The 22,374-nt window shown below is 58.3% G+C and carries 19 protein-coding genes and 1 tRNA gene; 10 read left to right on the plus strand and 10 right to left on the minus strand.

Annotated features, from left to right (window positions below):
• Positions 1 to 18: 18 nt before the first annotated feature.
• Together M5R41_11660 and M5R41_11665 are read right to left on the minus strand one after the other, a co-directional pair.
• A tRNA-Gln gene (locus tag M5R41_11660) sits at positions 19 to 90 on the minus strand.
• A gap of 230 nt (positions 91 to 320) precedes the next feature.
• Positions 321 to 1,022, minus strand: coding sequence for a metallophosphatase family protein (locus M5R41_11665; GenBank protein ID MCZ7557045.1), 702 nt, complete (start codon positions 1,020 to 1,022; stop codon positions 321 to 323).
• A 243-nt stretch (positions 1,023 to 1,265) separates the two neighbouring features.
• On the opposite strand from M5R41_11665, the gene lptC reads away from it, so the two are divergent.
• From lptC to M5R41_11680, 3 genes are all read left to right on the plus strand, one after another.
• Positions 1,266 to 2,582 (plus strand): LPS export ABC transporter periplasmic protein LptC, encoded by a 1,317-nt coding sequence (gene lptC, locus M5R41_11670; GenBank protein MCZ7557046.1) that lies wholly within the window; start codon positions 1,266 to 1,268, stop codon positions 2,580 to 2,582.
• Positions 2,583 to 2,674: 92 nt separating this feature from the next.
• Positions 2,675 to 3,133: a PspC domain-containing protein gene (locus M5R41_11675; protein ID MCZ7557047.1), complete on the plus strand. Its 459-nt coding sequence runs from the start codon at positions 2,675 to 2,677 to the stop codon at positions 3,131 to 3,133.
• On the plus strand, positions 3,130 to 4,065 hold the full coding sequence (locus tag M5R41_11680) for a hypothetical protein (protein ID MCZ7557048.1): 936 nt from the start codon (positions 3,130 to 3,132) through the stop codon (positions 4,063 to 4,065). The genes M5R41_11675 and M5R41_11680 overlap by 4 nt, the downstream gene beginning before the upstream one ends.
• Positions 4,066 to 4,169: 104 nt before the next feature.
• Here the strand turns inward: M5R41_11680 and M5R41_11685 are convergent, their stop codons facing one another.
• From M5R41_11685 to M5R41_11695, 3 genes are all read right to left on the minus strand, one after another.
• Positions 4,170 to 4,553: a cytochrome c gene (locus M5R41_11685; protein MCZ7557049.1), complete on the minus strand. Its 384-nt coding sequence runs from the start codon at positions 4,551 to 4,553 to the stop codon at positions 4,170 to 4,172.
• Entirely contained in the window at positions 4,532 to 4,921 is a 390-nt protein-coding gene (locus M5R41_11690) for a RidA family protein (GenBank protein ID MCZ7557050.1), read from the minus strand. The genes M5R41_11685 and M5R41_11690 overlap by 22 nt, the downstream gene beginning before the upstream one ends.
• A 134-nt stretch (positions 4,922 to 5,055) precedes the next feature.
• Positions 5,056 to 5,802 (minus strand): methyltransferase domain-containing protein, encoded by a 747-nt coding sequence (locus M5R41_11695; protein MCZ7557051.1) that lies wholly within the window; start codon positions 5,800 to 5,802, stop codon positions 5,056 to 5,058.
• 308 nt (positions 5,803 to 6,110) lie between these two features.
• On the opposite strand from M5R41_11695, the gene M5R41_11700 reads away from it, so the two are divergent.
• From M5R41_11700 to M5R41_11715, 4 genes are all read left to right on the plus strand, one after another.
• A complete protein-coding gene (locus M5R41_11700; GenBank protein MCZ7557052.1) occupies positions 6,111 to 8,381 on the plus strand; it encodes an N-acetylmuramoyl-L-alanine amidase in 2,271 nt (756 codons plus the stop codon).
• A gap of 37 nt (positions 8,382 to 8,418) precedes the next feature.
• On the plus strand, positions 8,419 to 9,381 hold the full coding sequence (locus M5R41_11705; protein MCZ7557053.1) for a hypothetical protein: 963 nt from the start codon (positions 8,419 to 8,421) through the stop codon (positions 9,379 to 9,381).
• On the plus strand, positions 9,381 to 9,923 hold the full coding sequence (locus M5R41_11710; GenBank protein MCZ7557054.1) for a spore maturation protein: 543 nt from the start codon (positions 9,381 to 9,383) through the stop codon (positions 9,921 to 9,923). Before M5R41_11705 ends, M5R41_11710 begins: the two co-directional genes overlap by 1 nt.
• Positions 9,924 to 10,162: 239 nt before the next feature.
• Positions 10,163 to 11,806 (plus strand): sel1 repeat family protein, encoded by a 1,644-nt coding sequence (locus M5R41_11715; GenBank protein ID MCZ7557055.1) that lies wholly within the window; start codon positions 10,163 to 10,165, stop codon positions 11,804 to 11,806.
• Positions 11,807 to 11,962: 156 nt separating this feature from the next.
• On the opposite strand, the gene M5R41_11720 is transcribed toward M5R41_11715, so the two are convergent.
• Positions 11,963 to 12,319: an MmcQ/YjbR family DNA-binding protein gene (locus M5R41_11720; GenBank protein MCZ7557056.1), complete on the minus strand. Its 357-nt coding sequence runs from the start codon at positions 12,317 to 12,319 to the stop codon at positions 11,963 to 11,965.
• Between the two features lie 266 nt (positions 12,320 to 12,585).
• Between M5R41_11720 and M5R41_11725 the strand changes: the two genes are divergently transcribed.
• Positions 12,586 to 15,285, plus strand: a complete 2,700-nt coding sequence (locus tag M5R41_11725; GenBank protein MCZ7557057.1) for a PAS domain-containing protein — start codon at positions 12,586 to 12,588, stop codon at positions 15,283 to 15,285.
• On the opposite strand, the gene M5R41_11730 is transcribed toward M5R41_11725, so the two are convergent.
• The 4 genes from M5R41_11730 to M5R41_11745 all read right to left on the minus strand — a co-directional run bounded on the left by M5R41_11730 (position 15,266) and on the right by M5R41_11745 (position 18,775).
• On the minus strand, positions 15,266 to 15,682 hold the full coding sequence (locus M5R41_11730; protein MCZ7557058.1) for a DUF309 domain-containing protein: 417 nt from the start codon (positions 15,680 to 15,682) through the stop codon (positions 15,266 to 15,268). The two genes, M5R41_11725 and M5R41_11730, sit on opposite strands and share 20 nt — an antisense overlap.
• A gap of 4 nt (positions 15,683 to 15,686) precedes the next feature.
• Entirely contained in the window at positions 15,687 to 16,076 is a 390-nt protein-coding gene (locus M5R41_11735; protein ID MCZ7557059.1) for a hypothetical protein, read from the minus strand.
• Between the two features lie 213 nt (positions 16,077 to 16,289).
• Positions 16,290 to 18,506, minus strand: a complete 2,217-nt coding sequence (locus M5R41_11740) for a heavy metal translocating P-type ATPase (protein MCZ7557060.1) — start codon at positions 18,504 to 18,506, stop codon at positions 16,290 to 16,292.
• 62 nt (positions 18,507 to 18,568) lie between these two features.
• Complete coding sequence (locus M5R41_11745) at positions 18,569 to 18,775, minus strand: cation transporter (GenBank protein MCZ7557061.1); 207 nt, start codon at positions 18,773 to 18,775, stop codon at positions 18,569 to 18,571.
• Between the two features lie 137 nt (positions 18,776 to 18,912).
• Here M5R41_11745 and M5R41_11750 point away from each other — a divergent pair, with 137 nt between their 5' ends.
• Both M5R41_11750 and M5R41_11755 read left to right on the plus strand, forming a co-directional pair.
• Positions 18,913 to 20,574 carry a M28 family peptidase gene (locus M5R41_11750; protein ID MCZ7557062.1) on the plus strand — a complete coding sequence of 554 codons (1,662 nt, stop codon included), beginning with the start codon at positions 18,913 to 18,915 and terminating at the stop codon, positions 20,572 to 20,574.
• Entirely contained in the window at positions 20,571 to 21,452 is an 882-nt protein-coding gene (locus M5R41_11755) for a PstS family phosphate ABC transporter substrate-binding protein (GenBank protein MCZ7557063.1), read from the plus strand. The genes M5R41_11750 and M5R41_11755 overlap by 4 nt, the downstream gene beginning before the upstream one ends.
• Positions 21,453 to 22,374: the final 922 nt, after the last annotated feature.

Here is a 22,374-nt window from a genome sequence, read left to right on the forward strand (position 1 = left end):
CACCTGGTTCGTCGTCAGCTGGGGCGGCAGGATTCGAACCTGCGAATGTCGGCTCCAAAGGCCGATGCCTTACCACTTGGCGACGCCCCAACGTACTGCAAGATTATTCCATTTTGCAGTAGTTGGCAAATATACCAAACACACCCGTGCGAATCAACTGTCCTGCGCAACCCGTCGCGAACAGCATGAAATCAGGCCCGCGCAAGGATATTTCCGTATGCGTGTGAGGAAATTTTCACGCGAAAACCGTCATTCGTCTCACATCCGCGGAAAGTTATCAACGGCGCTTTCGGCCGTCGTTCATCATCTTCAACCGGCTTTCACGTGCCGGATTTGAGTCGTTCGGCGAGCTTTCTCGGCAGTCCGGTTTTCAGTATCGCATGCATGGCGGCGGCGACGTCGTATTCGACCCGTATATGCATGAATGTTCCGGCCACACTGTCGAGCACGCCGTAACAGGCACGCCAGTCTCCGTCGCGCGGTTGACCGACGCTGCCCACATTGATCAAAAATCGGGACACGGTATCATATTCCCTTACGTCCGGATCGAGGGGATAGACACCGGGTACATGCGAGTGGCCAATGAAGCATAATCGCTCGTGGAAGTAGCGGGCATACCGCCGTGCTTCCATTCCGCCGAACACATATTCCCACTGCTCGGGTACCCGCGGCGCCGCATGCACGAACAGCATGTCGTCTTTCGAATACCGATATGGCAATGTTGAAAGCCAGCGCAGATCATCCTCACCGAGTCTGCTGGACGTCCAGAGCAGCGCTTCGAGCGCGGCAGGGCTGAAAAACGATCTGTTGGCGGCGGATAGCACTCCCGCGTCATGATTCCCGAGCACCGCGGCGGAAACGCGCTCCCGTAAAAGCCGCACGCACGCGGCCGGTTCGGCACCGTACCCGACGATGTCACCCAGGCAGATGATACGGTCCACCTGTCTGCGGTCCATATCATCGAATACGCTCCTGAGCGCCTCGAGATTGCTGTGAATGTCGGACAATATTGCAAGTCGCACGATGCCGGTACAGCTGTGGTGCGTGAAAGCTAGGCAGTACCATCGCCAAAAACAAGCGCTGCATGCGCATCGGGCACGAACAAGCATCGAGCACGAACGCCGTAATCTTTCTACTATTGACGCATGGAATCCCATCGTGTGTCATCCCTCGTGTCCGGCGTTGCCGTGGTAACAGGAGAGCTCTTTCCACCGGCGTATACCAGTGTACTCTCATGTCATTCCCTCGTATCTTGCAGGATGATTGTGTTTCGATCCATCCCGTTCGCTCTCGCACTGCTGCTGCCTTTTACAGTGCTCGCACAGGAGAGCTCCATTCTCCGCGTCCTCCAGGCCGATCGCCTCGAAGTGCGCACGGTTGGTGACGTCGAGCTGCGCGAATTGGTCGGCAGCGTACGCTTGCAGCAGGATAATGTGCACATCTCTTGCGACCGTGCCACGCAAAATCTCACGCGCAACACCGTCTCGCTCTTCGGCAACGTTGTCATACGTCAGGATACACTGCTTTTGCGCACGAACAGTGGCAGCTACGACGCGAATACGAAGATCGCGCGATCCTACGAAGGAGTACATCTCTACGACGGGCACGTCACCCTCAGCGCGGCCATCGGCAGCTATGCGACGAGTACGCGCATCGCGGATTTTCTGAACAACGTCACCATCGACGACACGGCCGCTACCATACACGCGGGGGCAGTGACCTACGACAGACGCGGCGGCCTTATGGTTGCTACACGGAAGGTACGCATCCGTTTCAAGGATGAGGAATCTCTGATCACCGCTGATTCCGTGCGGCATTACCCCGACGAAAAACGTTCGCAGTTTTTTCTCGATCCTGTCCTCTGGCAAATCGACACCAGCTATGTGCGGCGCGACGCGACGGGCGGCATTGATTCGCTCGCGCTCGACACGCTGAACATCGCGGCAGACCGCATGGAAGCGCTGCGAGATTCCACGAACCGCTTCCTCACCGAAGGGAACGTGCGCATGGTGCGCGGCGGTTTCTCCGCCCGCGGTGGCAGCGCGCTCTTCCTTCGTTCGGACAGTCTCATCATCCTGCGCGCGTCTCCCGTACTCTGGTACGACGAGAATCAACTCACCGGCGATTCGGTCGCCGCCCGCATTGCCGACGGCGAGCTGCGCCATCTTCATGTGCTGGGAAACGCGTTCAGCATTTCGCGCAGCAAGCCCGCGGAGCAGGATACGCTGTATCCGCCTGATCGTTTTGATCAGACAACAGGCAAAGAGATACAGATGTTTTTTGAAAACGACAAACCGCGTCATATCCGCATCGAGGGGTCGGCCATCAGTCTGTATTATCTTTTTGACGAAGGCGCGCTCAACGGGGTGCGGCGCGAGAGCGGTGATTTGATCCTCCTCGATTTCGTCGAGGGTGATGCGAAATCCATACGCACCATCGGCGGCGTGGAAGGGACATACTACCCCGAAAAATACGTCACCGGCGTCGAGAGCAGCTACAACCTCGAAGGCTTCGTCTGGCGCGAAGACCGGCCGGTGCTGCTGAAGATGCCGGAGGATGCCACCGCAAGCGACGCACCATGATGTCGCGGCGAGGGTTTGCGCCATGGCGCAACTTTTGACCTGACAATTTCGTACCCCGATGCAAATCTTCATTTTTACACGGAGGTGCAGCTATGAAATCCCGTCTCTACCGATCTCGTAACGGCAAAATGATCGGGGGGGTCTGCACCGGACTTGCGGACTACTTCGGCATCGATCCCGTTCTCATCCGTCTGCTCTTCATCGTGCTCCTGTTCTTCAACGGCATCGGACTGCTCGCCTATATCATCCTCTGGATCGTCGTACCCTGGCAACCCGAGTATATTGCGGCGCCCACGGCATCTGTGGCGGAAGAGGCGGAAGCGGAATTCTCCGCTGCTGAAGGAACAGGCCGACCGACTCCGAAAGAGAATGGCAAGGGGCATACAGCCACCGGTTATTTACTTATCGGTATCGGTGTACTCTTTCTGTTCAACAACTTCCTGCCCGGATTTTCCTTCAGCGATTACTGGCCGCTGCTGCTCATCGCGCTCGGTATCGGCATACTCTGGAACGCAACCCCACGTCATACAGTCAACGAGGTGGAATCATGAAATCCGGCAGAGTATTTTGGGGCGCCTTCTTCGTCATTCTCGGACTCCTGGGAATTCTGAACAACTTCTTCGGTATCGGCATTTGCTGGGGAACGCTGTGGAAGCTGTGGCCGCTTCTTCTCGTCTTCCTCGGTATCAGTGTGTTTCTGAAGGACACCAAACTCAAGTGGATAATCGTCGCCTCCATTGGACTGCTGACCGGGGTGGTGCTGTTTTCCTCCATTCAGCATGGCTGTGACAGTGTGCATCGCATCGTCGAACACAATTTTGACGACGACGACAGCAGCACGACTATTACGCAGACGCTTATCGAAAGCTGGTCCGACCCCACGGCGACGTCCGTATTCCGTTTCGAGGGAGGAGCCGGGCGCTTCGTCATGGAGGATACGACCGCCGATTACGTGAGCGTCGATGTCAACTCGAGTATCAGCGCCTACCTGCTGCGCAGAGAGCGCATCGAGGGCCGTGATCATTTTTACGTCGGGATGGAAGAATCCTCCGTGAAATGGGAAGGAGGAACGGCGAAGAACCGCGTCAGCATGCGCCTCAATCCCACGCCGCTATGGGATGTGTTCGTCGAGGCGGGTGCGGCCAAGCTGAAATTCGATCTCACACCCTACCGAATCCGTACACTCTCTCTGGAGGCCGGTGCTGCAGATATCGAAGTCCGTCTTGGTGGCCGGAGCGATACCACCGATGTCCGCGTCGAGACCGGCGCTTCCAGTGTCAAACTCCTCATCCCGGAAGAAGCCGCCTGTGAGCTCCGCACGGAGTCCGCGCTGTCCTCGAAGAATTTCGAGGGCTTCGATAAGGTGAATTCCGGGCTGTATCGGACATCCAATTTTGATCAGGCGCGGCAGCGTATCAGCATACGCATCGAGTCCGGCCTTTCTTCATTGAGCGTCAAGCGCATCAAGGGCGGCGAGTGGTGAGCGGCGTGCGTCCGGGTACCGACAACCTTCCGTACATCTGTCAGTAATGCAAAACGGGACGCGCTGCGTCCCGTTTTCATATCGTTCGCCTGCGAAAGAACAGATCAACGCAGGGAAAGTACATACATCGCAAGTTTCCTGCGATCTTCGATAGGGAGATAGCTGTATTTCGGCATCAGGGCACCATACCCTTCGGCCCGCTCGCGAAGACGTTCGTCCCGCTGCACAGCGGCGTCGGGATCGTTGAGGTACTCCGCGAGCGATTCCACCGTGTAGTACTCCGCCAAATCCTTGAGAGCCGGTCCGGCCACGCCGCCCTCGCCTTCGGGGCCATGACAGGTGACACAGTTTTTACTGATGAAGAGTGCGGCACCTTCCTGCACATCCTTGGGCTGCGAGTCGGTATTGGAATTGCACGCACATGCGAACGAGAGCGTCAGCATGCCTATGAAGAGCAGGCGCGGCGTCATGGCTTCACGGCGATGCAACTGATTTCCACGATGCCGTCTTTCGGAAGCCGGGCGACCTGAATGGCAGCGCGCGATGGAGGATTTTCGCTGAAGTATTGCGCATACACCTCGTTCATCGCGACAAAGTCGTTCATGTCTTTGAGATACACGGTGCAGGCGGTGACGTCCGCCAAAGACGCGCCCGCGGCCTCGAGTATCGCAGTCATATTTTTCAACACCTGATGCGTCTGCTCGCGCACGCCGCCTGCAACGAATTCGCCTGTCGCGGGATCGAAGCCGAGCTGACCAGAAACAAAAATCAAGGATCCGGCGATATTCGCCTGGCTGTAGGGACCGATGGCCTTGGGGGCTTTGTCGGTATGCACTATTTCTCTGTGATGACTCATACTGTGTCTCCAATGACGTGACGATTTCCGGCACCGCCGGTCTGTTCAAGATACGCAAGTCTGCGATTTTCTCCAGAATCGATCCATCCTCCATCGCTCAGGACGGGTCATATACACTGGCTTCGCAGCGCATGCTACCCGCCCCCCAGCATCGCGACACAGTCCGTGGCGTCAGGGGTGAAGGGATCTCCGCTCAAGGTCGAGCACAGCCGTACATTCGTGAATCCGGCATCGCGAGCGGCGGAGACGATAGTCGAAGCGGTAAACGGGGTCAAGCGTGTGGAGCGCAGCGAATGCGTCAATCCCAGATCCGATTCTGTCATGGTAAGGATGTTGAACTGCAAGCCCTCATCGAGGAAATCGTAGAAGCGCAGCACGGTTCCGTCTGCAGTTTTTCTGATGTTCACAATGCGCTCCCGCTCCCGGAGAATGCGCTCATAGTTCAGCAGTTGTATCACGACGGTGCCTCCGGGCGTCATCAATGCCCTCCAATGCGCAAGTACGCCGGGAAGCGTCGCGCGTTCGATGTGCGGGAGGGAATTTCCGAGGCACAAGAGCAGATCCGCCGGCAGCAGAGGAGCGGGAGGTGTGGACATAAAATCTCCCTGCACAAAATCCACAATCACGTTCAGTCCTGCGGCGTGCGTCCGGGCGCGTTCGAGCATACCTGCGGACACATCGATGCCGACAACACGCGCACCGAGCTGCGCAAGCGCGATGCTGTGGATGCCCGTCCCGCAGCCCATGTCGACGGCCCTGCGGACGCCCGCATATTGCGATAGCATACTCTTTTGTTTTTCCAGCCGTGCGGCGAATTGCGTCATCGCATCGTACTCGGAGGCGAGACTGTCGTAGAAAGCGTCGGGATCAAGAATATTCATGCACACACCTCATAGCGCTACGGTCATCGCGAACCCCTTCCGCGATGCAGTAAAATGGCAATACTTGTGTGAGGAACAAACCGATGGGTCACCGATGCGGCATTGTCACGAATGTCGTGCTCCCTTCGGTCGCCCGCATCCAAGGCCCGCATGGAGACACGCACCGATCCGGATCGTGCCGTGATCGTCGTCCCGGGGTATGATCGTTACGCCAGTCATCGGAGCAGAGAGAGCGCATGCACCGCCGTTCGCGACTGCCCGGTATACCCTCCCTTGTCTGTCCCCCGCCGCATCGGTATATTTCAATAATGAAGCCAGAGAAATCGTACATTCCCGCGCTCCTGAACCGGCTCATCCCTTTGCTGCTGCTGTCGTTCGCGTTTTCCGCCTGTGGGCCCACGGTATATTACGTTCAGCCGCCGGACTGGAAAGACGCCTTTAAACGCGATTCCGCCATTGCATCCTTCCGCGATGCCTTGCGGACCAAAACCATTTTCCTCGATCCCGGTCATGGCGGCGACGACCGCGCCAGCGTCGGTCCGGCGGGCGATGTGGTGGAAGCCGATGTGAATCTGCGCGTCGCCCTGGCGCTGCGCGACTATCTCAAGCAAGCGGGTGCCAATGTGATTATGTCCCGCGAAACGGATGTGACCGTTCCTCTCGAAGCCCGGGCACAGCAGGCCAATGCGAACAAGGCGGACCTGTTCATTTCCATCCACCACAACGCGGCGGACAATCCCCACACGAACTATACCGTCACCTTCTACCATTCGCGGGCTGGAGAGCCGGGCTACAGGCCGTCAAGCTTCGATCTCGCGCGTTACATCCAGCGCGACCTTTCTTATGTGATGGGCACACCCGGTCCGCTGGCGTCCTTCGACGGCACCATGTCGGATTTCCAACTGTATCCGGGCAAGGGATTTTCCGTGCTTCGCAACACGGCGATGACAGCAACCATGGTGGAATGCTCCTTTTTCTCCAGCGCGTACGAAGAGCAGCGGTTGAAGAACGAGGAATTCAACCGCATACAGGCCTGGGGCATTTTCCGCGGCATCGGGAAATACGTCAGCGCGGGAATTCCCGTGCTCCGCTATGCCTCGCCTGTAGTGTTCGCCGAGAGTCAGCCGAAAATCGAAATCGAAGTGTCGGACCGCGCCGACATTCTCGACGAAAGCATACTCGTCTATATCAACGGCAAGGAACAGGGCTTCGCTTATAACCGCAACACCGGACGCATCACCGTCACGCCCTACGACGCACTTGCGCAGGGGTATCACCGACTCACCGCACAGGTGAGGAACAGCGCCGGCAATTCCTCCGCGCCTTTCGAGCTGCATTTCGCGGTCGGCAAACCGCCCGTCTCTCTGCGCTCCACAGCCGAACCCGCTTTACTCCCACCGGATCGCAGCGCGTTCAGCATGATCACCATACTCGCGTTGGACAGCACCGGGAGCTCGGTACCGGACGGTCTTCCCATCCGCTTCCGTGCATCCACCGGTCTCGACACCATTCTCACGCTCAGGGAGGGCCTCGCGCGCGTGTACCTTTACCCGGGACGCAGCGAGCGGGTCACCTTCGAGGCCAGCAACGGACCCATCCGCACCGAAGGCGTGGTCACCACAGCACCTGATGCCAAATATGCCCGCGGTCTGGTCATGAGTACCGAGGGGAAAGCCATCGAGGGCGCGAGTATCGTGATGCCCGGCGGTGCGGCGGTCACGACAAATGATCGCGGCGAGTATATCATCGCCGGCAGGGACACCGAGGGGATGGAGGTCATCGTCGAAGCGCGTGGCTATTTTGGTCTCCGGCAGCAACTCACGGGACGACCGGTACAGGATCCAGTGCTTCTCGCACCCGTGGCCAATGGCGCGTTGCTCGGCAAGCCCGTGGTCCTGAACCTCGCCTCGCCGTTGGACTCGGACGACAGGGAAAGAATTGATTTCCTCGCCATGAAGCATCTTCGGCAACTCCTGGTCGCGAGCGGCGCCATGGTAACGGCCCCTGCCATCGATACCACGCTGAAGATGGAGGACGCACTTATGCGCGAGCCGCGCGCGTTGGTCGTGCAGTTCGCAGTTGATGCGGCTGGACGCACCGTCACTCTGCGCGCCAATGCGGAATCCCGCAGCCGTGATCTGGGCATACTGCTGCAGCGTATCGTGCCGCAGTTCACCAGAATTTCTCTCCACCGTTTCGTGCTTCGCATGCCGCCACGTTCCGAACTCAAGGGGAATACACAAATCGGTATCGATCTCCCCGCACCATCGGCCAGAACGTACACGGCGCAGGTCGCACCGCTGTTTTCCTGGAATATCGCCTGGGCACTCTATAGCGCCATCCTCAGCGATGCGGGATATAACAGTGCCGGAACGAAACGGGTGGAGGTGAGCGTCGTTGACCGGCAGAAAAATCCGGCCCCGTTTGTACTGGTGGAACTCAATCACGCATTGCAAGCCATGACGGATAATACGGGCAAATGCATTTTCCCCGGCGTGACCATCACGGAAGATGATGTGAGCGTCGTGGACAGCGAGAATTTCATTATCAAAGGCGTGAGCACCGAAGTGCTCCGCTGACGTGCATCGAACGGATCCTCCAACAACCGCGTCGGACATGCTGAATCATATCTGGCTTGCACTTATTGTTGTCGGTATTCTCACCGCTGCGGGAAGGGACATCTACGAGGTTACACAGAACAGTTACGGCAACGGAATCCCCTGGATCGTGAGCAGTCCGCAGCTCACCGCCGGAGCTGCGGAAGGATCGGAACTTCACGGTGATGTGTTATTCTCGGCGGAGCAACTCCGCAAACACTTCCCGGGTGCGGAGCCGGCAAGCGATGTTGCGTTACCAGCGCGTTTTATCCTGAAAACCGCCGACACGGGGAGCATGCTGCTTACCGTCGGCGACGATGCGCCCGGGCGCTTCCGCGTCATGGCGGAGGCCGCCGGGTCGAACGGGACGCTCAACGCGCGCATGTATCGCGACAGCGACGGCGCCTGGAGAGCGGAATTCGATCCCGTCAATCTCGTCTATCTGAAAAAGGTCACCAATGCCGCCTTCGACATGGCGGGAACCGCCGTGAACATCGCGCTGGGATTGATCGGCATCATGGCGCTGTGGCTGGGCGTGATGCGCGTCGCAGAGGAAGCGGGACTCATCACCGTGCTAGCGCGCGTCGTGCGTCCCGTGATGAAACGCCTCTTCCCCTCCGTTCCCTCGGATCACCCCGCCGTTGGCTCGATGATCATGAACATCAGCGCGAACATGCTCGGCCTCGGCAACGCTGCGACACCCTTCGGCCTCAAAGCCATGGAAGAACTGAACAAGCTGAACACCAAATCCGGTGTGGCCACCGACGCCATGGTGACCTTTCTGGCGCTCAATACTTCCTGCGTCACCCTCATCCCCGCAACGGCCATCGCCATTCGCGCGGCGACGGGTTCGTCCGATCCCGCCGCCATCATCGGCTCCACCTTTCTCGCCTCGTTGACGGCCACCATCAGCGCTGTGCTGCTGGCGCGCTTGTTCGGCCGGCTTCGTATGTTCCGTTGGGAACGCTCGGAGGCGACGTAATGGATATTCTGAGAACAATTGTCTCCATCCTCTCCGCCGTCGCCATTCCGGCGCTGATGCTGTTCTTCCTCGTCTATGGCGCCATGCGCAAAGTGAAGGTCTATGAAGTCGCGGTCGAAGGCGCGAAAGAAGGGTTTCAAATCGCCGTGCGCATCATACCCTACCTCGTACTCATGCTCGTTTCCATTGCGGTCTTCCGCGCCAGCGGCGCCATGGATGTGCTGATCACTGCCGTGCGTCCTCTCACCGATCTGTTGGGCATACCCGCCGACGCCCTGCCAATGGCCGTGATGCGGCCATTGTCCGGAAGTGGTTCGCTGGGTGTTATGACGGAAATCATGAAAACGCACGGGAGCGATTCACTGCTCGGAATGCTCGTGTCGACGATGTACGGCAGTACGGAAACCACATTCTATGTGATCGCGGTGTACTTCGGCAGCGTCGGCATACGCAACACCCGTCACGCTCTGCCCACCGGACTTTTGGCCGACTTCATCTCCTTCCTCGCGGCGGTATTCTTCGTGCAGTTGCTCTTCGGTTGAGCAGGCCGCGCCATTCTGTCGACGATTCGTAACCAACGGAAAACCTGACCGGTTATCCTACGCCGGCGGAACGGCAATGCGCAACCGCAGAGGCAGGGTCCGCCGCTATCCCTCGCACACGTGTAACCCATCGTGACACATTGTGCAAGCCTGCTTCCAACGGACTCAACGCGCGCGGTGTCGTGATCGCGATTTTTGCATTGCGCATGATCGCCGCTACTCGTAAAATGAATGGATATATGCGGCGCAGTTTTATACACATCCTCTTTTTCGCCCTGCTCGCAACGGCAGCTACGGGACAGTCCTATCCGGATTCACCCGTCTATCGCGATTACAGACCGAAGACCGAACGCCAGGACCGCGGCAGCGTGTACAGGCAGCAGCTCAATCTGTTTCTTCTGGAGCGCGAAGCGGCGAATGGCGACGCGCTTGCCCAACATGAACTCGGTGTACGGTATCTGACGGGACGAGGTGTTCAAGCGGACAGCGTACGCAGCGCCCTCTGGATGAAGCGCTCGGCGGAGCAGCAATACACACCGGCCATGTATAACTACGCCCTGCATCTGGTGAACGGCTGGGGCGTGGACTGGAACCCCTTCGAGGCCTACACCTGGTTCTTGCGCGCGGCGGAAAAAGGCATGCCCGAGGCGCAATTCGTGGTCGGAGTATTTCATACCGACAATCTCGTCCTCCGGCAGAACTGGACAGAAGCTCATCGTTGGATGTCGCTCGCGGCGAAAGAGGGGCATGAGGCGGCACAGCGCGGAAAAGATGAAATAGAACGCAGGGGCCATGTCCCCGCAGGCACACAGGTATACAACAGCAGCGCAACCCGTGCCAACGAAAGCAGATGGGACGCAGACTCCGTGGACACAAACACCTCCCGCGGTGCTAAGCACCCCGACGATGCTTCCGACGCTCCTCCTTCACACACCACGACGAAGGAGACTAATAGATCCGACGTGGACGCCTCCGCGGATGATCGGAACACACAAGCGGGAAGCGAAGCCTGGGCACCTCTTTTCCTCGATTTCGAGCGGGACAGTATGCAGACCGATCTCAGCACCATGCGGCTTTTGCATGATTGCATCCTGTCGCTCTCCCTTGACACCGACGATTCTCTGCGCTTCGTCGCGTTGCTCGATGGCGGGGACGGCACGAATGTGGCTTTGGAGCGCCTCCGCCGGGCGGCGCTTGTCTGCAATCCCGAGGCGATGCTGCTTCTTGGCCGCTTGTACGAGGAGGGAAGAAACGTCTCCGCGAACATTTCCCGCGCGGCAAAATGCTACCTGCAGGCATCATGGTACGAATCGCCGCTCGCCCTGGCTTCGCTCGGACGTCTCCTGAATGTTCCTCGTCATCGTGACATACTCGTAAAGCAAGCCTGGGAGGGCGATGCGGACGCGCAATACGCGCTTGCTGCTCTGCGAGCTCTCGAAATAGACAACAGAATCACGCCGGATCAGGCAATGGATTTTCTACGGCGTGCTATCGAATCGTCTTCGAGCGACGCCCTGGTCCAACTGGGACTGTGGTATGCAAGTGGGCGTCTCGTGACACAGGACAGGGAAAAGGCTATGGAGGCTTTCCAGCGGGCAGCGGCGGCGCAGAATGAAGAAGCGCGGCTCCGACTCGCCGCCGCAGCGGTCGTGAGTGAGGGATCCCCGCTTCCGGTTGCCGTTGCATTACCCATTCTCGAAGCATATGCGGAGAGTGGATCGCTGCTCGCCCTGACGGCACTGGCGCGCAGCTATGAAGCCGGTATCGGCCGCTCGCCCAACAAAGGCATTGCAGCCCGCATGTATCGTGACGCCGCGGTGCGCGGCAGCCACAGCGCGTATGCGGCACTCAGGCGTATGTACGATATTTTGCGTCCCCGCTAAATCGTCTCTGCATCGCTGTTCACCACATCGAAAGAGGGCGGACCGCTCTGTCGTTATCGACCTGCGGTGAATGCACGTCCATTCCGGTCTTGCCTGCGGCAGAGAACATCACCGACGCGCAAGGTCAGCTTGTGGCACCGGATATACCACCCGCAGTCACCGTGGAAGGAGAGCGGATCGTACGGTCGCAGGCAAGGTGTTCACGACGAGCTGATACGAGTGATCGATCAATTCCCTGACCAGGCGCGACGAAAGGGAGCCGTCCAGCACGAGAGTATTCCAGTGCTTCTTGTTCATGTGATAGCCGGGAAGAATCGCTTCAAACTGTTCCCGCAATTCCACTGCCCGTTCCGGATCACATTTCAGATTGATCTGCAACGGAATGCTGTCCAGAGAAGCGAGACAGAAAATTTTGCCACCGACTTTGAATACCAGCGTCTGATCGTCGAAGGGAAAGTCTTCCCCGCAGCCCGCCTTTGCCTGACAGTACGTTCTGAGCATATCGATATTCATGTGTACACCTCGTCATGGATACATGGTCGTGGGATGTTCCAATATACGAAGCGGTATCGCGCGGTGAATCACGGACGGCCCGATCCCGACAACCCGGCCCATCCCCCAGCATCCCCTGAACGATTCGGTCACCTGCCTGTGACTGACGAGACACAGGTACGACGGATTCATGAGGCAAAACGCACTCGGCGCGACGCAGCATCACGCTGCATGAAATCTCCATTTTTATTGGTATTTTCCGGCGAGCTCTTTAGTCCACGCTCAGTATGAACAACAGCACTATCCGCATACTCATCCTCGACACGAACGAGGTGAATTCCGGAAACGTACGCCAGGCAATCCTGCGCAGCAGTATCCCGGCGCATGTTACCTCCTCCGGCGACGTGCAGACCGCGCCGGACGGCCTTCCTCTTGCCTCGTGGGACGTCCTCGTGCTCTCATCGGGTTTCAGCGCTGCCTGCGGCGAGACACTGCGCGCAGAGCTGCTCGGATGCGCTCGCCTCGGAAAAGTTCTGTATATCGATGAAGCTTTTGCCCAACACCCGACTCCCGAGCCCCAAATCTGGTCAGAGGCAACCGTCATCTCTTCCGAGGATGTGAATCCGACGGTGATGCGCCTCGCCACTTCCGGCATGCTCAAGTACCAGCGTGTTCTCGCGGCAGTCGAACACCGCGAAGCTGCGCCGGCGGGGAAAACATCCCTTCCGGAATCGGAAACGCGCACCGTACCCTCCGTCGGGACTCACACACCACCCGGGTTACAAAACGATGTACCGGACCTGCTTATAGACGCATCGCAGGACGTTGCAATGCTGCTGGATAACTCGGGCCGCATCGTCTTTTCGAATGTCGCAGGAATCACACTGTTCCATCGAGACCCTGATACCTTCAGCGGAAGGAATCTTCTCGACGTGCTTCCGAAGGATACGGCTCATTCGTGCCGTCTGCATCTCGAGAAAGCACGCGAAACCGGAGAGGTCGTCAGTTTCGAAGTCGTCTTCAATGGTCACGTGTACGAAGCACACTTCACACCCCTGTGGGAGACAGCGGATCCAGCTCGACGTATCGCCTTCTTCGCGCACGACATCACCGAGAGGAGTCTCGCATCGCACATTATCGAGAACGAGGAACGTAAGCTCCGGGGTATCCTGGACAACTCACCCGACGGCATCATTCTCGTTGACGAACGCGGGGTACTGGTGGAATGGAGCCCCGCAATGGCGCGCATTACAGGCCTGCGGGCGGATGACGTGCTCGGACGAAAATGCTGGGATGTCCATTGGGAACTGTCACTCGACGAGATCCGGACTCCGGAGCTGCTTCTGGAACTCGAGCAATGGCTGCAGGGCATCCTTCAGTCCCCCGAAGAGGACTGGATCGGCAAACCGTATAGCGTGTGGACAGAACTGAACGACGGACGTCGAAGGCATCTTGAGCTTGTCGCTTTTCCTGTCGTAAGTCAGCACGGCCGCCTTCTCGCCGCCATTTGCCGCGATACCACCAGTCTGAAGCTTGCGGAGCTGGAATTCCGAAGAAAAAGCGATGAGCTGCACACCCTGCTGCGTGTCATTCCCGACATGGTGTATTTCAAGGACAGGGAAGGACGCTACCGCATCTGTAATCAGGCTATTTGTGACTTTTTTGGACGTAATCCAGCCGATGTGATCGGTAAAACGGATGCGCAGTTGCTGCCCGCGGAATTCGCCGAGCAGATTCATCATGCGGATGTTTCCGTACTCCAGTCGGGCAAATCCTTCCACCTCGAAGACGTCCAGTCACCAGGAACTCCGGAGTGTCGCTACTTCGACACGATCAAGGTTCCACTGCGCGACAAGGACGGCGATATCATTGGTCTTGTCGGCATCAGCCGCGATGTGACCGAGCAAAGGAAAGCCGATAATGCTCTGCGGGAAAGCGAACGCATCCACCGCGACCTCATCGCGGCCTTTCCCGATATGCTCTTCATTTTCGATGCGGATTTGACCATCATCGACTATCACCTCGAGGACGAGCAAAAACAGCAGTTCGAGCAAAGCGGCACGCGGGGACGGATACTGCGCGAGAGAGTACCGGGTCCGGATGGGGCAATGCTGGAGGATTTCATACGGCGCTTCCAGGCCGGCGGAAGCGTCGACCACTTGGAATTCCGCCTCGGACCTCCGTTTTTTACACGAATGACGGAGCTTGAAGCACGGTTGCGGCGTGTGGGCCCCAATATCGTCGCGCTGGTTCGCGACATCAGCGAAGAAAAGGAGAATCGCCGTATGCTGGAAGAGCAGAATATCATATTGACCGAACGCAACAACGAACTCGACGCCTTCACGCACAGCGTCGCGCACGACCTGAAGAATCCGTTAAGTCTTATCATCGGCTATGCCGAACTGATCAACGAGGAAAGCGGCGATCTCTCCGTTGAAGAATTGCGCGAATTTGCGGACAGTATTCTCTTCAACGCCAAAAAAATGATAACCATCATCAATGCGTTGCTGCTTCTCGCCAGTGTGCGGAAGGAGGACGTCACCATGCAGACGCTCGATATGCTGGCCATCGTGCACGATGCCGTGCGCCGTCTGCGGAAATTGATCGCCGACCGCCAGGCCTCGCTGACCTACCCGGAAGAATGGCCCGATGTGAAGGGGTATGCGCCCTGGATCGAGGAGGTGTGGGTGAATTACCTCAGCAACTCGCTCAAGTATGGTGGATCTCCCTGCGTCGTGGAACTGGGTTTTGATGATACCGACGACGGTGTGTGTTTCTGGGTGCGGGACAACGGCGCCGGCATTCCCGCGGACAAACTCGACAATCTCTTCAAACCGTTTACACGGCTTTCCGACCTCGACGTCGAAGGCCATGGCCTTGGTTTGAGTATTGTGGGACGCATTATCGCGAAACTGGGGGGCAAGGTGTATGCCGAAAGTCTGCCGCAGGGCGGATCGCTGTTTTCCTTCACGCTCCCGAAGGCCTGACGCGCAGGGTAAACGCGATAGTGCTTTCAAAATTCCGGAGCTGATGCTCCGCAAATAACCGCACCCCCGCGACATCGATGCCCATGAACCACGCCGGCGCCAGGCGGAGTTTGGGCAGCGCTTTCTCGAGATGATTCCGCGCTCCCTTGTAGCGTCCGCTGCGCTTGAGATGCACGCCGGAGGCGACCTGTATCAGCGCACGAATAAAAATCTCCGCGTCGTCCGCCGCATCGTCGCCCATAAGCAGCCAGGCCGCTTCCCAGGACTCATGCGCGTGCCAATGCTTCCCGCTGTTGAACAAACCGATGCCGCGAAGAAAATGCTCACGCTGCGCGTCGGTCAGCCGGGGTTCGGTCAGACCGTGCAGCTCTTCAACTTGACGCTTTCTGGGAGGCATGGACTCAGGAAGCGGAGGGTGTCGCAGCGCCGCGCTGACGACGGGCGTCGACGAAGGATTTCACCGCAAGGACAATAAATGCGATCATGAGCAAGGCCATGACGCTCTGCATGATGGTCGCGAGCGGACGCGGCACGTCCCCTCCGCCAAGCAGCGTAAACAGGGACGTCAACCCGCGCACCGAGCCTGCGAAGCCGAGCACGGCCAGCACAGCGGCGGCGTGCATGAGATGCTTGCGCAAGCGCTCCTTACGCGCGAGAACACCAAGCAGGATAAAGACGACACCGAAAAAGCTCGGGATCAGAGCGGTGAAGCTCTCGGCGCCCGATCCGATATATCCGAAAATTCCAAGTGCGGTGAGAATGATACCAAGCCATAGCGTCAGGGACGGCATAGAAATACTCCGGTTCAATGTATGTGGAAGCTCCTCCAGATATTCCACAACACCGCACCCCCGCTGAAGGTTTCACAGCGCGGGGCTGGATACGTAAAATCCGCTTCTGATAGCTGGTGGAAAGGTGAGAAGGTGAAATGGTGAAAAGGTAATAGCGATCCCAACCTTTTTACCTTTTTTCCTTTTCACCGTTTCACGATCCAAATCTTTTCATCATCCTACGGAGTCTGTCCTTTTTTCTCTCCGCGCTCCGCTCCCGACCCGCAGCAGCAGCGAATTCCCCAGCACACTCACGGAACTGAACGCCATCGCGGCCGCCGCAATCATGGGCGAGAGCAGACCGGAGGCGGCCAGCGGTATGCCGATGACGTTGTACACGAAAGCCCAGTACAGGTTCTGTCGAATTTTGCGCAATGTCGCTTTCGAAAGTCGGAGGGCGTCCACGACACCATGCAAATCCCCGCGCATGAGTATCATGTCGGCCGTCTCCATGGCGATGTCCGTTCCGCTTCCCATGGCGATGCCCAGATCCGCACGCGCCAGAGCGGGAGCGTCGTTGATACCATCGCCCGCCATGGCGACGATATTCCCGGCCTCCTGCAAGCGACGAATTTCGGCTTCCTTGCCCGCCGGCAATATTCCTGCCAGGACGCGCTCTATTCCCGCCTCTTGTGCTATACCATTTGCGGCCGCCTCTGCATCCCCGGTCAGCATTATGACCTCAATCCCCTGCCTCCGCAACGCCGCCACCGCTTGCACGGAACTTGGCCGCACCGCGTCAGCCAACACGAATGTGGCCGCATGATGTCCGTTGACCGCGGCATGCAATACGGTTGCCCCCGCCTGCGCGTCCAGGTCTTCCGGGAGCCGGACGCCGTACATGCGCATCAGAGCGGGACTGCCGATCAGCACAGAATCTGCTCCGACAAAGGCTGAAACACCCAGCCCGGGTTCGTACTGAAACGATTCCGCCTCGAGCCGCACATCGCCCGGCGCATACACATGGTCCAGGATCGCGCGCGCCAGAGGATGCTCGGAGTTGCGCTCCGCAGCCGCCACAAGCATTTTCACATTGGCCTCGTCCATTCCCTCCGCGACACGCATGAGCACGACACGAGGCTTGCCTTCGGTAATGGTGCCGGTTTTGTCGAGCACCACCACATTTACCGAGCGGGCACGCTCGAAGGCCTCGGCGTTGCGTATCACTATGCCCCTGTCTGCGCCGACACCCACACCTACCATGATCGCCGCCGGGGTTGCCAGTCCCAGTGCGCAGGGACAGGCGATGATGAGCACCGCGACCAGATGCATCAGTGCGACGGAGAGTTCCGCGCCGACAGCCATCCAGAAAATCCCTGTAACTCCCGCGATGCCGATAACGATGGGCACAAAAACCGCCGCGACTTTGTCCACCAGGCGTTGCACGGGAGCCTTCGATCCCTGCGCCTCATCCACCAGACGGATGATATGCGCGAGCACCGTCTCACTGCCCACCGCCGTGGCTTCGATACGCAGACTTCCTTCCTGATTCACCGTGCCACCGATCACGCGGTCGCCCTCACGCTTCTCCACGGGCAGCGGCTCGCCGGTGATCATCGATTCATCCACGCTGCTGCTGCCCGTACGAACGGTACCGTCCACAGGAATGCGCTCGCCGGGACGCACGAGCACCACATCCCCATGCGATAATTCACCGATTGGTATATCGACGTCGCCGTCGTCGCGCACGATACGCGCCGTTGCCGGTTGCAAGCCGACGAGTTTTCTGATCGCGTCGGAGGCCCGTTGCTTCGCGCGGGTTTCGAGATATTTTCCCAGCAATATCAGTGTGATGATGGTGGCGCTGGTATCGAAATACACTTCGCCGTGTCCGGGATGCAGCCGCAGCCACTGCGGAAACAGGACGGCGATCGAACTGTACGCGAAGGCCGCTCCCGTCCCAACCGCCACCAGTGTATTCATATCCGCCGTGGCGTGACGCAGTGCCGCAAGAAAGCCTGTAAAAAATCTTCTTCCCGGAAACAACAGCACCGGCGCGGTGAGGAGCAACAGAATGCGATTGGTATCGTCGATGGATATCGGCCACACCGCCGCGACCGACGGAAACATGGTCAGCATGCTGATGAGCATGACGGGTAATGTCAGCGCTCCCGACGTTATCAAATCCCTGCGCAATGCACGGACGTCGCTCTCGTCCGCAGAGGCAGCGTCGGCAAAGACCTCGGCCGTACTGTCGCTCCGCGCGCTCTCATCCGGGATGGTCAGCGTGTAGCCGGCCTTGCGTACGGCCGCTTCGAGAGCATGCATATCCGTATCCGCCGCAACGCTGACGACAGCCTTATTCGATGCCAGATTGACGGAGGCCTTCTCGACGCCCGGCGTTTGCAGCAGTGTCGTCTCCACACGCAAGACGCAGCTGGCGCAGGTCATACCCTTGACGGGCAGACTCAAGGTGCGGATCCCGCCAACGGTTGCGGAGGGCGTCTCGTCGCTCACGATGCGAGAACGGTGTATCCTGCGGCCTCAATTGCCGCGATTATGCTCGCCAGGGGAGTCACCACTTCTTCGAAGGAAATGGACGCGGTCCCGATTGTCACATCGAGGATGTCCACGCCGGGGAGTGCGGCCAGAGCTCTGCGTATAGTCATCACGCAATGATTGCAGGTCATGCCGCCGATGGTCAGGGTTGTATGTGTCATTCGATTGCCTGTCGTTGTGTTTGTATCTCTTCTGAACAAAAGTGCGCCGAAAAGAGTTTGGGGACAAGTGTATTCGCTCCGCTGTCAGCTGCGTACTCTCACGCGACGATCGTATATTGTCCTTAAACCTGGAGCACATGACGCGATTCCGTCTTATATCCGCCTTGCTGCTGACGCCGCTTCTCGCGTGCGCGCAACCATCCGCCCTCGAGAAGCGCGTCCACGAGGCAATGCGGCGGGTTTCCGCGGCAGACATCATCCGGCATGCGACGGCGCTCGCACACGATTCTCTGTACGGACGCGGTACAGGCAGCAAAGGTGAACGTCTTGCCGCCGCGTATATCGAGCAGGAGCTGCGGAATCTCGCCATACCCCCCGCCGGAGAAAACGGCGGCTACCTTCAGGCCATCCCTCTGCATGGCAGCGTCCCGCTCAGCGACAGCCGCTTGCAGCTCGCGGCCGGTGGCGTCATGCACGATTTCGCGCTGCGCAAGGACTATTTGCTCTACAAAACGGGCGCGCAGACGTTTATTCCCCAACCGTTGCGTATGGTATTCGTCGGATACGGCATTGTTGCTCCGGAATTCGACTACAATGATTATCAGAACATTGACGTCGCCGGAGCCATCGTCGTGTACCTGTCGGGAGAACCCTTGTCGGATGACGAAGGATTTTTTGACGGCCGACGTCCTTCCCTGCATGCCATTCCGGAAATGAAGCAGCGTGTCGCGTTGTCACGCGGCGCCCGTGGAAGCGTCATGCTCCCCTTGCCGCGCGAGAGCGTCGGCTATACCTGGTCTGATTGGGTGCAGATGTTCTCCTTCGAAGACGTCACCCTTCCCGTCACCGTACCCTCACATCTGAGCGTGCTCCTCAATCCGTCGCGGGCGCCGTTGCTGTTTGAAGGGGCCGCCTGGTCCTGGCGGGATGTGCTGGAACTCGATGCTTCGGGACGTATGCGAAGCTTCACGCTGGACACGCGTATGTCCTTTGCCGGGAGCTTCAAAGAGAGAGACTTTCTGGCGTACAATGTCGCCGCGTCTATCGAAGGCAGCGACCCGCTGCTGCGTGATTCCTGGGTGCTGTGTACGGCGCACTATGATCATCTCGGTGTCGGACCAGTACTCGCGGGCGACTCGATTTATAATGGCATGGTGGATAACGCACTGGGCGTGGCCGCGACGCTCGAACTCGCACGGCTGTTGTCCCGACCCGAATTCCGGCCGCGACGTTCTATTCTGTTTCTATTTGTCAGCGGGGAGGAGAAAGGATTGCTCGGCTCACAGTACTACTGTTCACACCCGCTCGTCCCCCTCTATAAGACGATCAGCGTTCTGAACATTGACGGAATCGGAATCATCGACACATTCGGCGACATAGTCGGCATCGGCAGCGAATTTTCCACGCTGCAGCAATTGCTGCGGCGCGTTGCCGTCGAGCTTGGACTCACCGTGTCGGAAATCCCGCCGGCGTTCGATCACCTGGATGCGTTCGCCAGTTCCGACCAGATCGCCTTCGCGCAGGCGGGTATTCCTGCCATGCTCGTCATGGAGGGTACGGAGTATCGGAATCTCGGACCGGAAGAGGGATTCCGCCGTTTCATCGAATGGGGCAAGGAGCGGTATCATACACCCTTCGACGACGCGGAGCAGCCTGTCGATACCGCCGCTGTAGGACATCACACCGTCGTACTGCTGGCCACTCTCGCGGCGCTTGCAGACACCTGGGAGGCGCCGCAATGGATACGCGGCACCAAATACATCAACGCGCGTCTTCAATCCATCGCGGAGGAACGATGACGAAAAGCACTCCACCTCTTCCTCGCTTCAGGCGGACACTCGTCGCTGCTATCATCCTCGCGTTCTTCCTTGGCGGCTGCGGCAGCGGGAGCGATACGACAACGGACACCCGATCCTCCGTGCGCATCAAGGGTTCCGATACCATGCTCCTGCTCACCACCCGTTGGGCCGAGGATTTCATGCGCGTCCATCCGCGGATCGCCGTCTACGCCGACGGCGGCGGAACGGAAACTGGTATTGAAGCGCTGATCGAAGGCGAAACCGACCTCTGCGCCGCTTCACGCACGCTGCGCGCGGAGGAAGTACGCCGCCTCTTGCAGAAGCGCGGTTCGCTCGGTATCAGCGTCCTCACCGCGAAGGACGCACTCAGTGTGTATCTTCACCCGGATAATCCTGTCGGTAGTCTTACGATAGAACAAATCACCGGCTTGTTCACGGGGGAAATCCGAAACTGGCGCACCGTCGGCGGCGCCGATCTGCCGGTGACCGTCATAAGCCGTCCCCCGAATTCAGGGACATTCCTCTTTTTTGAGGAGCATGTACTGCAGGGCAGGCCGTACAGCCGCGACGCCGAAACCGTTGCCAGTACGGATGCGGTGATACGGCGCGTGCGCGAGCTGCCCGGCGCTATCGGCTATGGCGGCCTCCCTTTCGGCGAGGATCTCCGCCACGTGGCCGTCGACGGCATCAAACCCACGGCTGACAATGTGCGGAATGGATCCTATCCCATCTCCCGTTACCTTTATCTCTACGCCTCCCGTCCCCTCGAAGGCGAACTGAAGCTCTTCGTGGACTGGGTACTCAGCAACGCCGGACAAACCGTCGTCCGCAATGTGGGGTATATTCCGCTGTGGGAGGTTCCCTCGGACGGGAAGTGACCACACCTCGTGTTCGTAGTCCCGTACGGTGTCGCGGTGATTGGAATTTCCGGCACAAAGACCTCTCCTCATTTCCGCGCATCCTCGAGCCAGGTCAATTACTCTCAGCGAGACTCCCTCGCCGCGCATCTGCGTTACATTCTCCTCTCCCCCCCGCGCCTCCGCATCTCTGCGCCTTTGCATCACATTCTCCTCTCCCCCCTGTGCCTCTGCATCTCTGCGCCTTTGCATCACATTCTCCTCTCCCCCCTGTGCCTCTGCATCTCTGCGCCTTTGCGTTACATTCTCCTCTCCCCCTGCGCCTCTGCATCTCTGCGCCTTTGCGTTACATTCTCCACTCCCCCTGCGCCTCTGCATCTCTGCGCCTTTGCGTTACATTCTCCTCTCCCCCCTGCGCCTCTGATGCATGTACGTCCAGATTTTCAAAGCAGGATAAAGCGCAGCGACACACACACTCACGGACATTTATTCTCCGCTTTCTCCACTGCTCCCGATACCGGAAACAACGATGTCCGTGAATTACGGACAAGCGGAGATACAATATCCTCTTCCACGGAAGAACCCGACACCGCCCTACGCACACGCTGTCAGCTAAAGCAAATACACATTTTACTCCCCAAAGACAGTGGTCTCAATTCCCGATCTCACACAGCTCGTGCTCAAGAATCGGTAATCTTATACCCACAATTTTATTGACCACACCCCCTGCACGCATGAATAAAATCCCTGACTATGCCGTTGATTTTATTAGATTTGCGGTATAACTGGGTATACCATTCCCTATTTCTTACAAAATTGTAATGAAAAATGATGATTTAGGGACTTGACACCGCGATTTATTTTCCTTAACATTGCATTGAGCTTTGACTCAATTTCCATAAGATTCTGTATTTCTTTCACTAACCTGACAGGAATCGTTCAC

This window comes from Bacteroidia bacterium (assembly GCA_027493955.1).
Classification (GTDB): domain Bacteria; phylum Bacteroidota; class Ignavibacteria; order SZUA-365; family SZUA-365; genus JAOSJT01.

What these genes read in the sequence shown, in the direction of transcription:
- M5R41_11705 (MCZ7557053.1), top strand. Translation starts at nt 8,419, where the DNA reads ATGCTGAATCATATCTGGCTTGCACTTATTGTTGTCGGTATTCTCACC.
- M5R41_11745 (MCZ7557061.1), bottom strand. Translation starts at nt 18,775, where the DNA reads ATGACACATACAACCCTGACCATCGGCGGCATGACCTGCAATCATTGC.
- M5R41_11680 (MCZ7557048.1), top strand. Translation starts at nt 3,130, where the DNA reads ATGAAATCCGGCAGAGTATTTTGGGGCGCCTTCTTCGTCATTCTCGGA.
- M5R41_11740 (MCZ7557060.1), bottom strand. Translation starts at nt 18,506, where the DNA reads ATGACCTGCGCCAGCTGCGTCTTGCGTGTGGAGACGACACTGCTGCAA.
- M5R41_11750 (MCZ7557062.1), top strand. Translation starts at nt 18,913, where the DNA reads ATGACGCGATTCCGTCTTATATCCGCCTTGCTGCTGACGCCGCTTCTC.
- M5R41_11710 (MCZ7557054.1), top strand. Translation starts at nt 9,381, where the DNA reads ATGGATATTCTGAGAACAATTGTCTCCATCCTCTCCGCCGTCGCCATT.
- M5R41_11725 (MCZ7557057.1), top strand. Translation starts at nt 12,586, where the DNA reads ATGAACAACAGCACTATCCGCATACTCATCCTCGACACGAACGAGGTG.
- M5R41_11695 (MCZ7557051.1), bottom strand. Translation starts at nt 5,802, where the DNA reads ATGAATATTCTTGATCCCGACGCTTTCTACGACAGTCTCGCCTCCGAG.
- M5R41_11755 (MCZ7557063.1), top strand. Translation starts at nt 20,571, where the DNA reads ATGACGAAAAGCACTCCACCTCTTCCTCGCTTCAGGCGGACACTCGTC.
- M5R41_11715 (MCZ7557055.1), top strand. Translation starts at nt 10,163, where the DNA reads ATGCGGCGCAGTTTTATACACATCCTCTTTTTCGCCCTGCTCGCAACG.
- M5R41_11720 (MCZ7557056.1), bottom strand. Translation starts at nt 12,319, where the DNA reads ATGAATATCGATATGCTCAGAACGTACTGTCAGGCAAAGGCGGGCTGC.
- M5R41_11700 (MCZ7557052.1), top strand. Translation starts at nt 6,111, where the DNA reads ATGAAGCCAGAGAAATCGTACATTCCCGCGCTCCTGAACCGGCTCATC.
- M5R41_11675 (MCZ7557047.1), top strand. Translation starts at nt 2,675, where the DNA reads ATGAAATCCCGTCTCTACCGATCTCGTAACGGCAAAATGATCGGGGGG.
- M5R41_11690 (MCZ7557050.1), bottom strand. Translation starts at nt 4,921, where the DNA reads ATGAGTCATCACAGAGAAATAGTGCATACCGACAAAGCCCCCAAGGCC.
- M5R41_11735 (MCZ7557059.1), bottom strand. Translation starts at nt 16,076, where the DNA reads ATGCCGTCCCTGACGCTATGGCTTGGTATCATTCTCACCGCACTTGGA.
- M5R41_11730 (MCZ7557058.1), bottom strand. Translation starts at nt 15,682, where the DNA reads ATGCCTCCCAGAAAGCGTCAAGTTGAAGAGCTGCACGGTCTGACCGAA.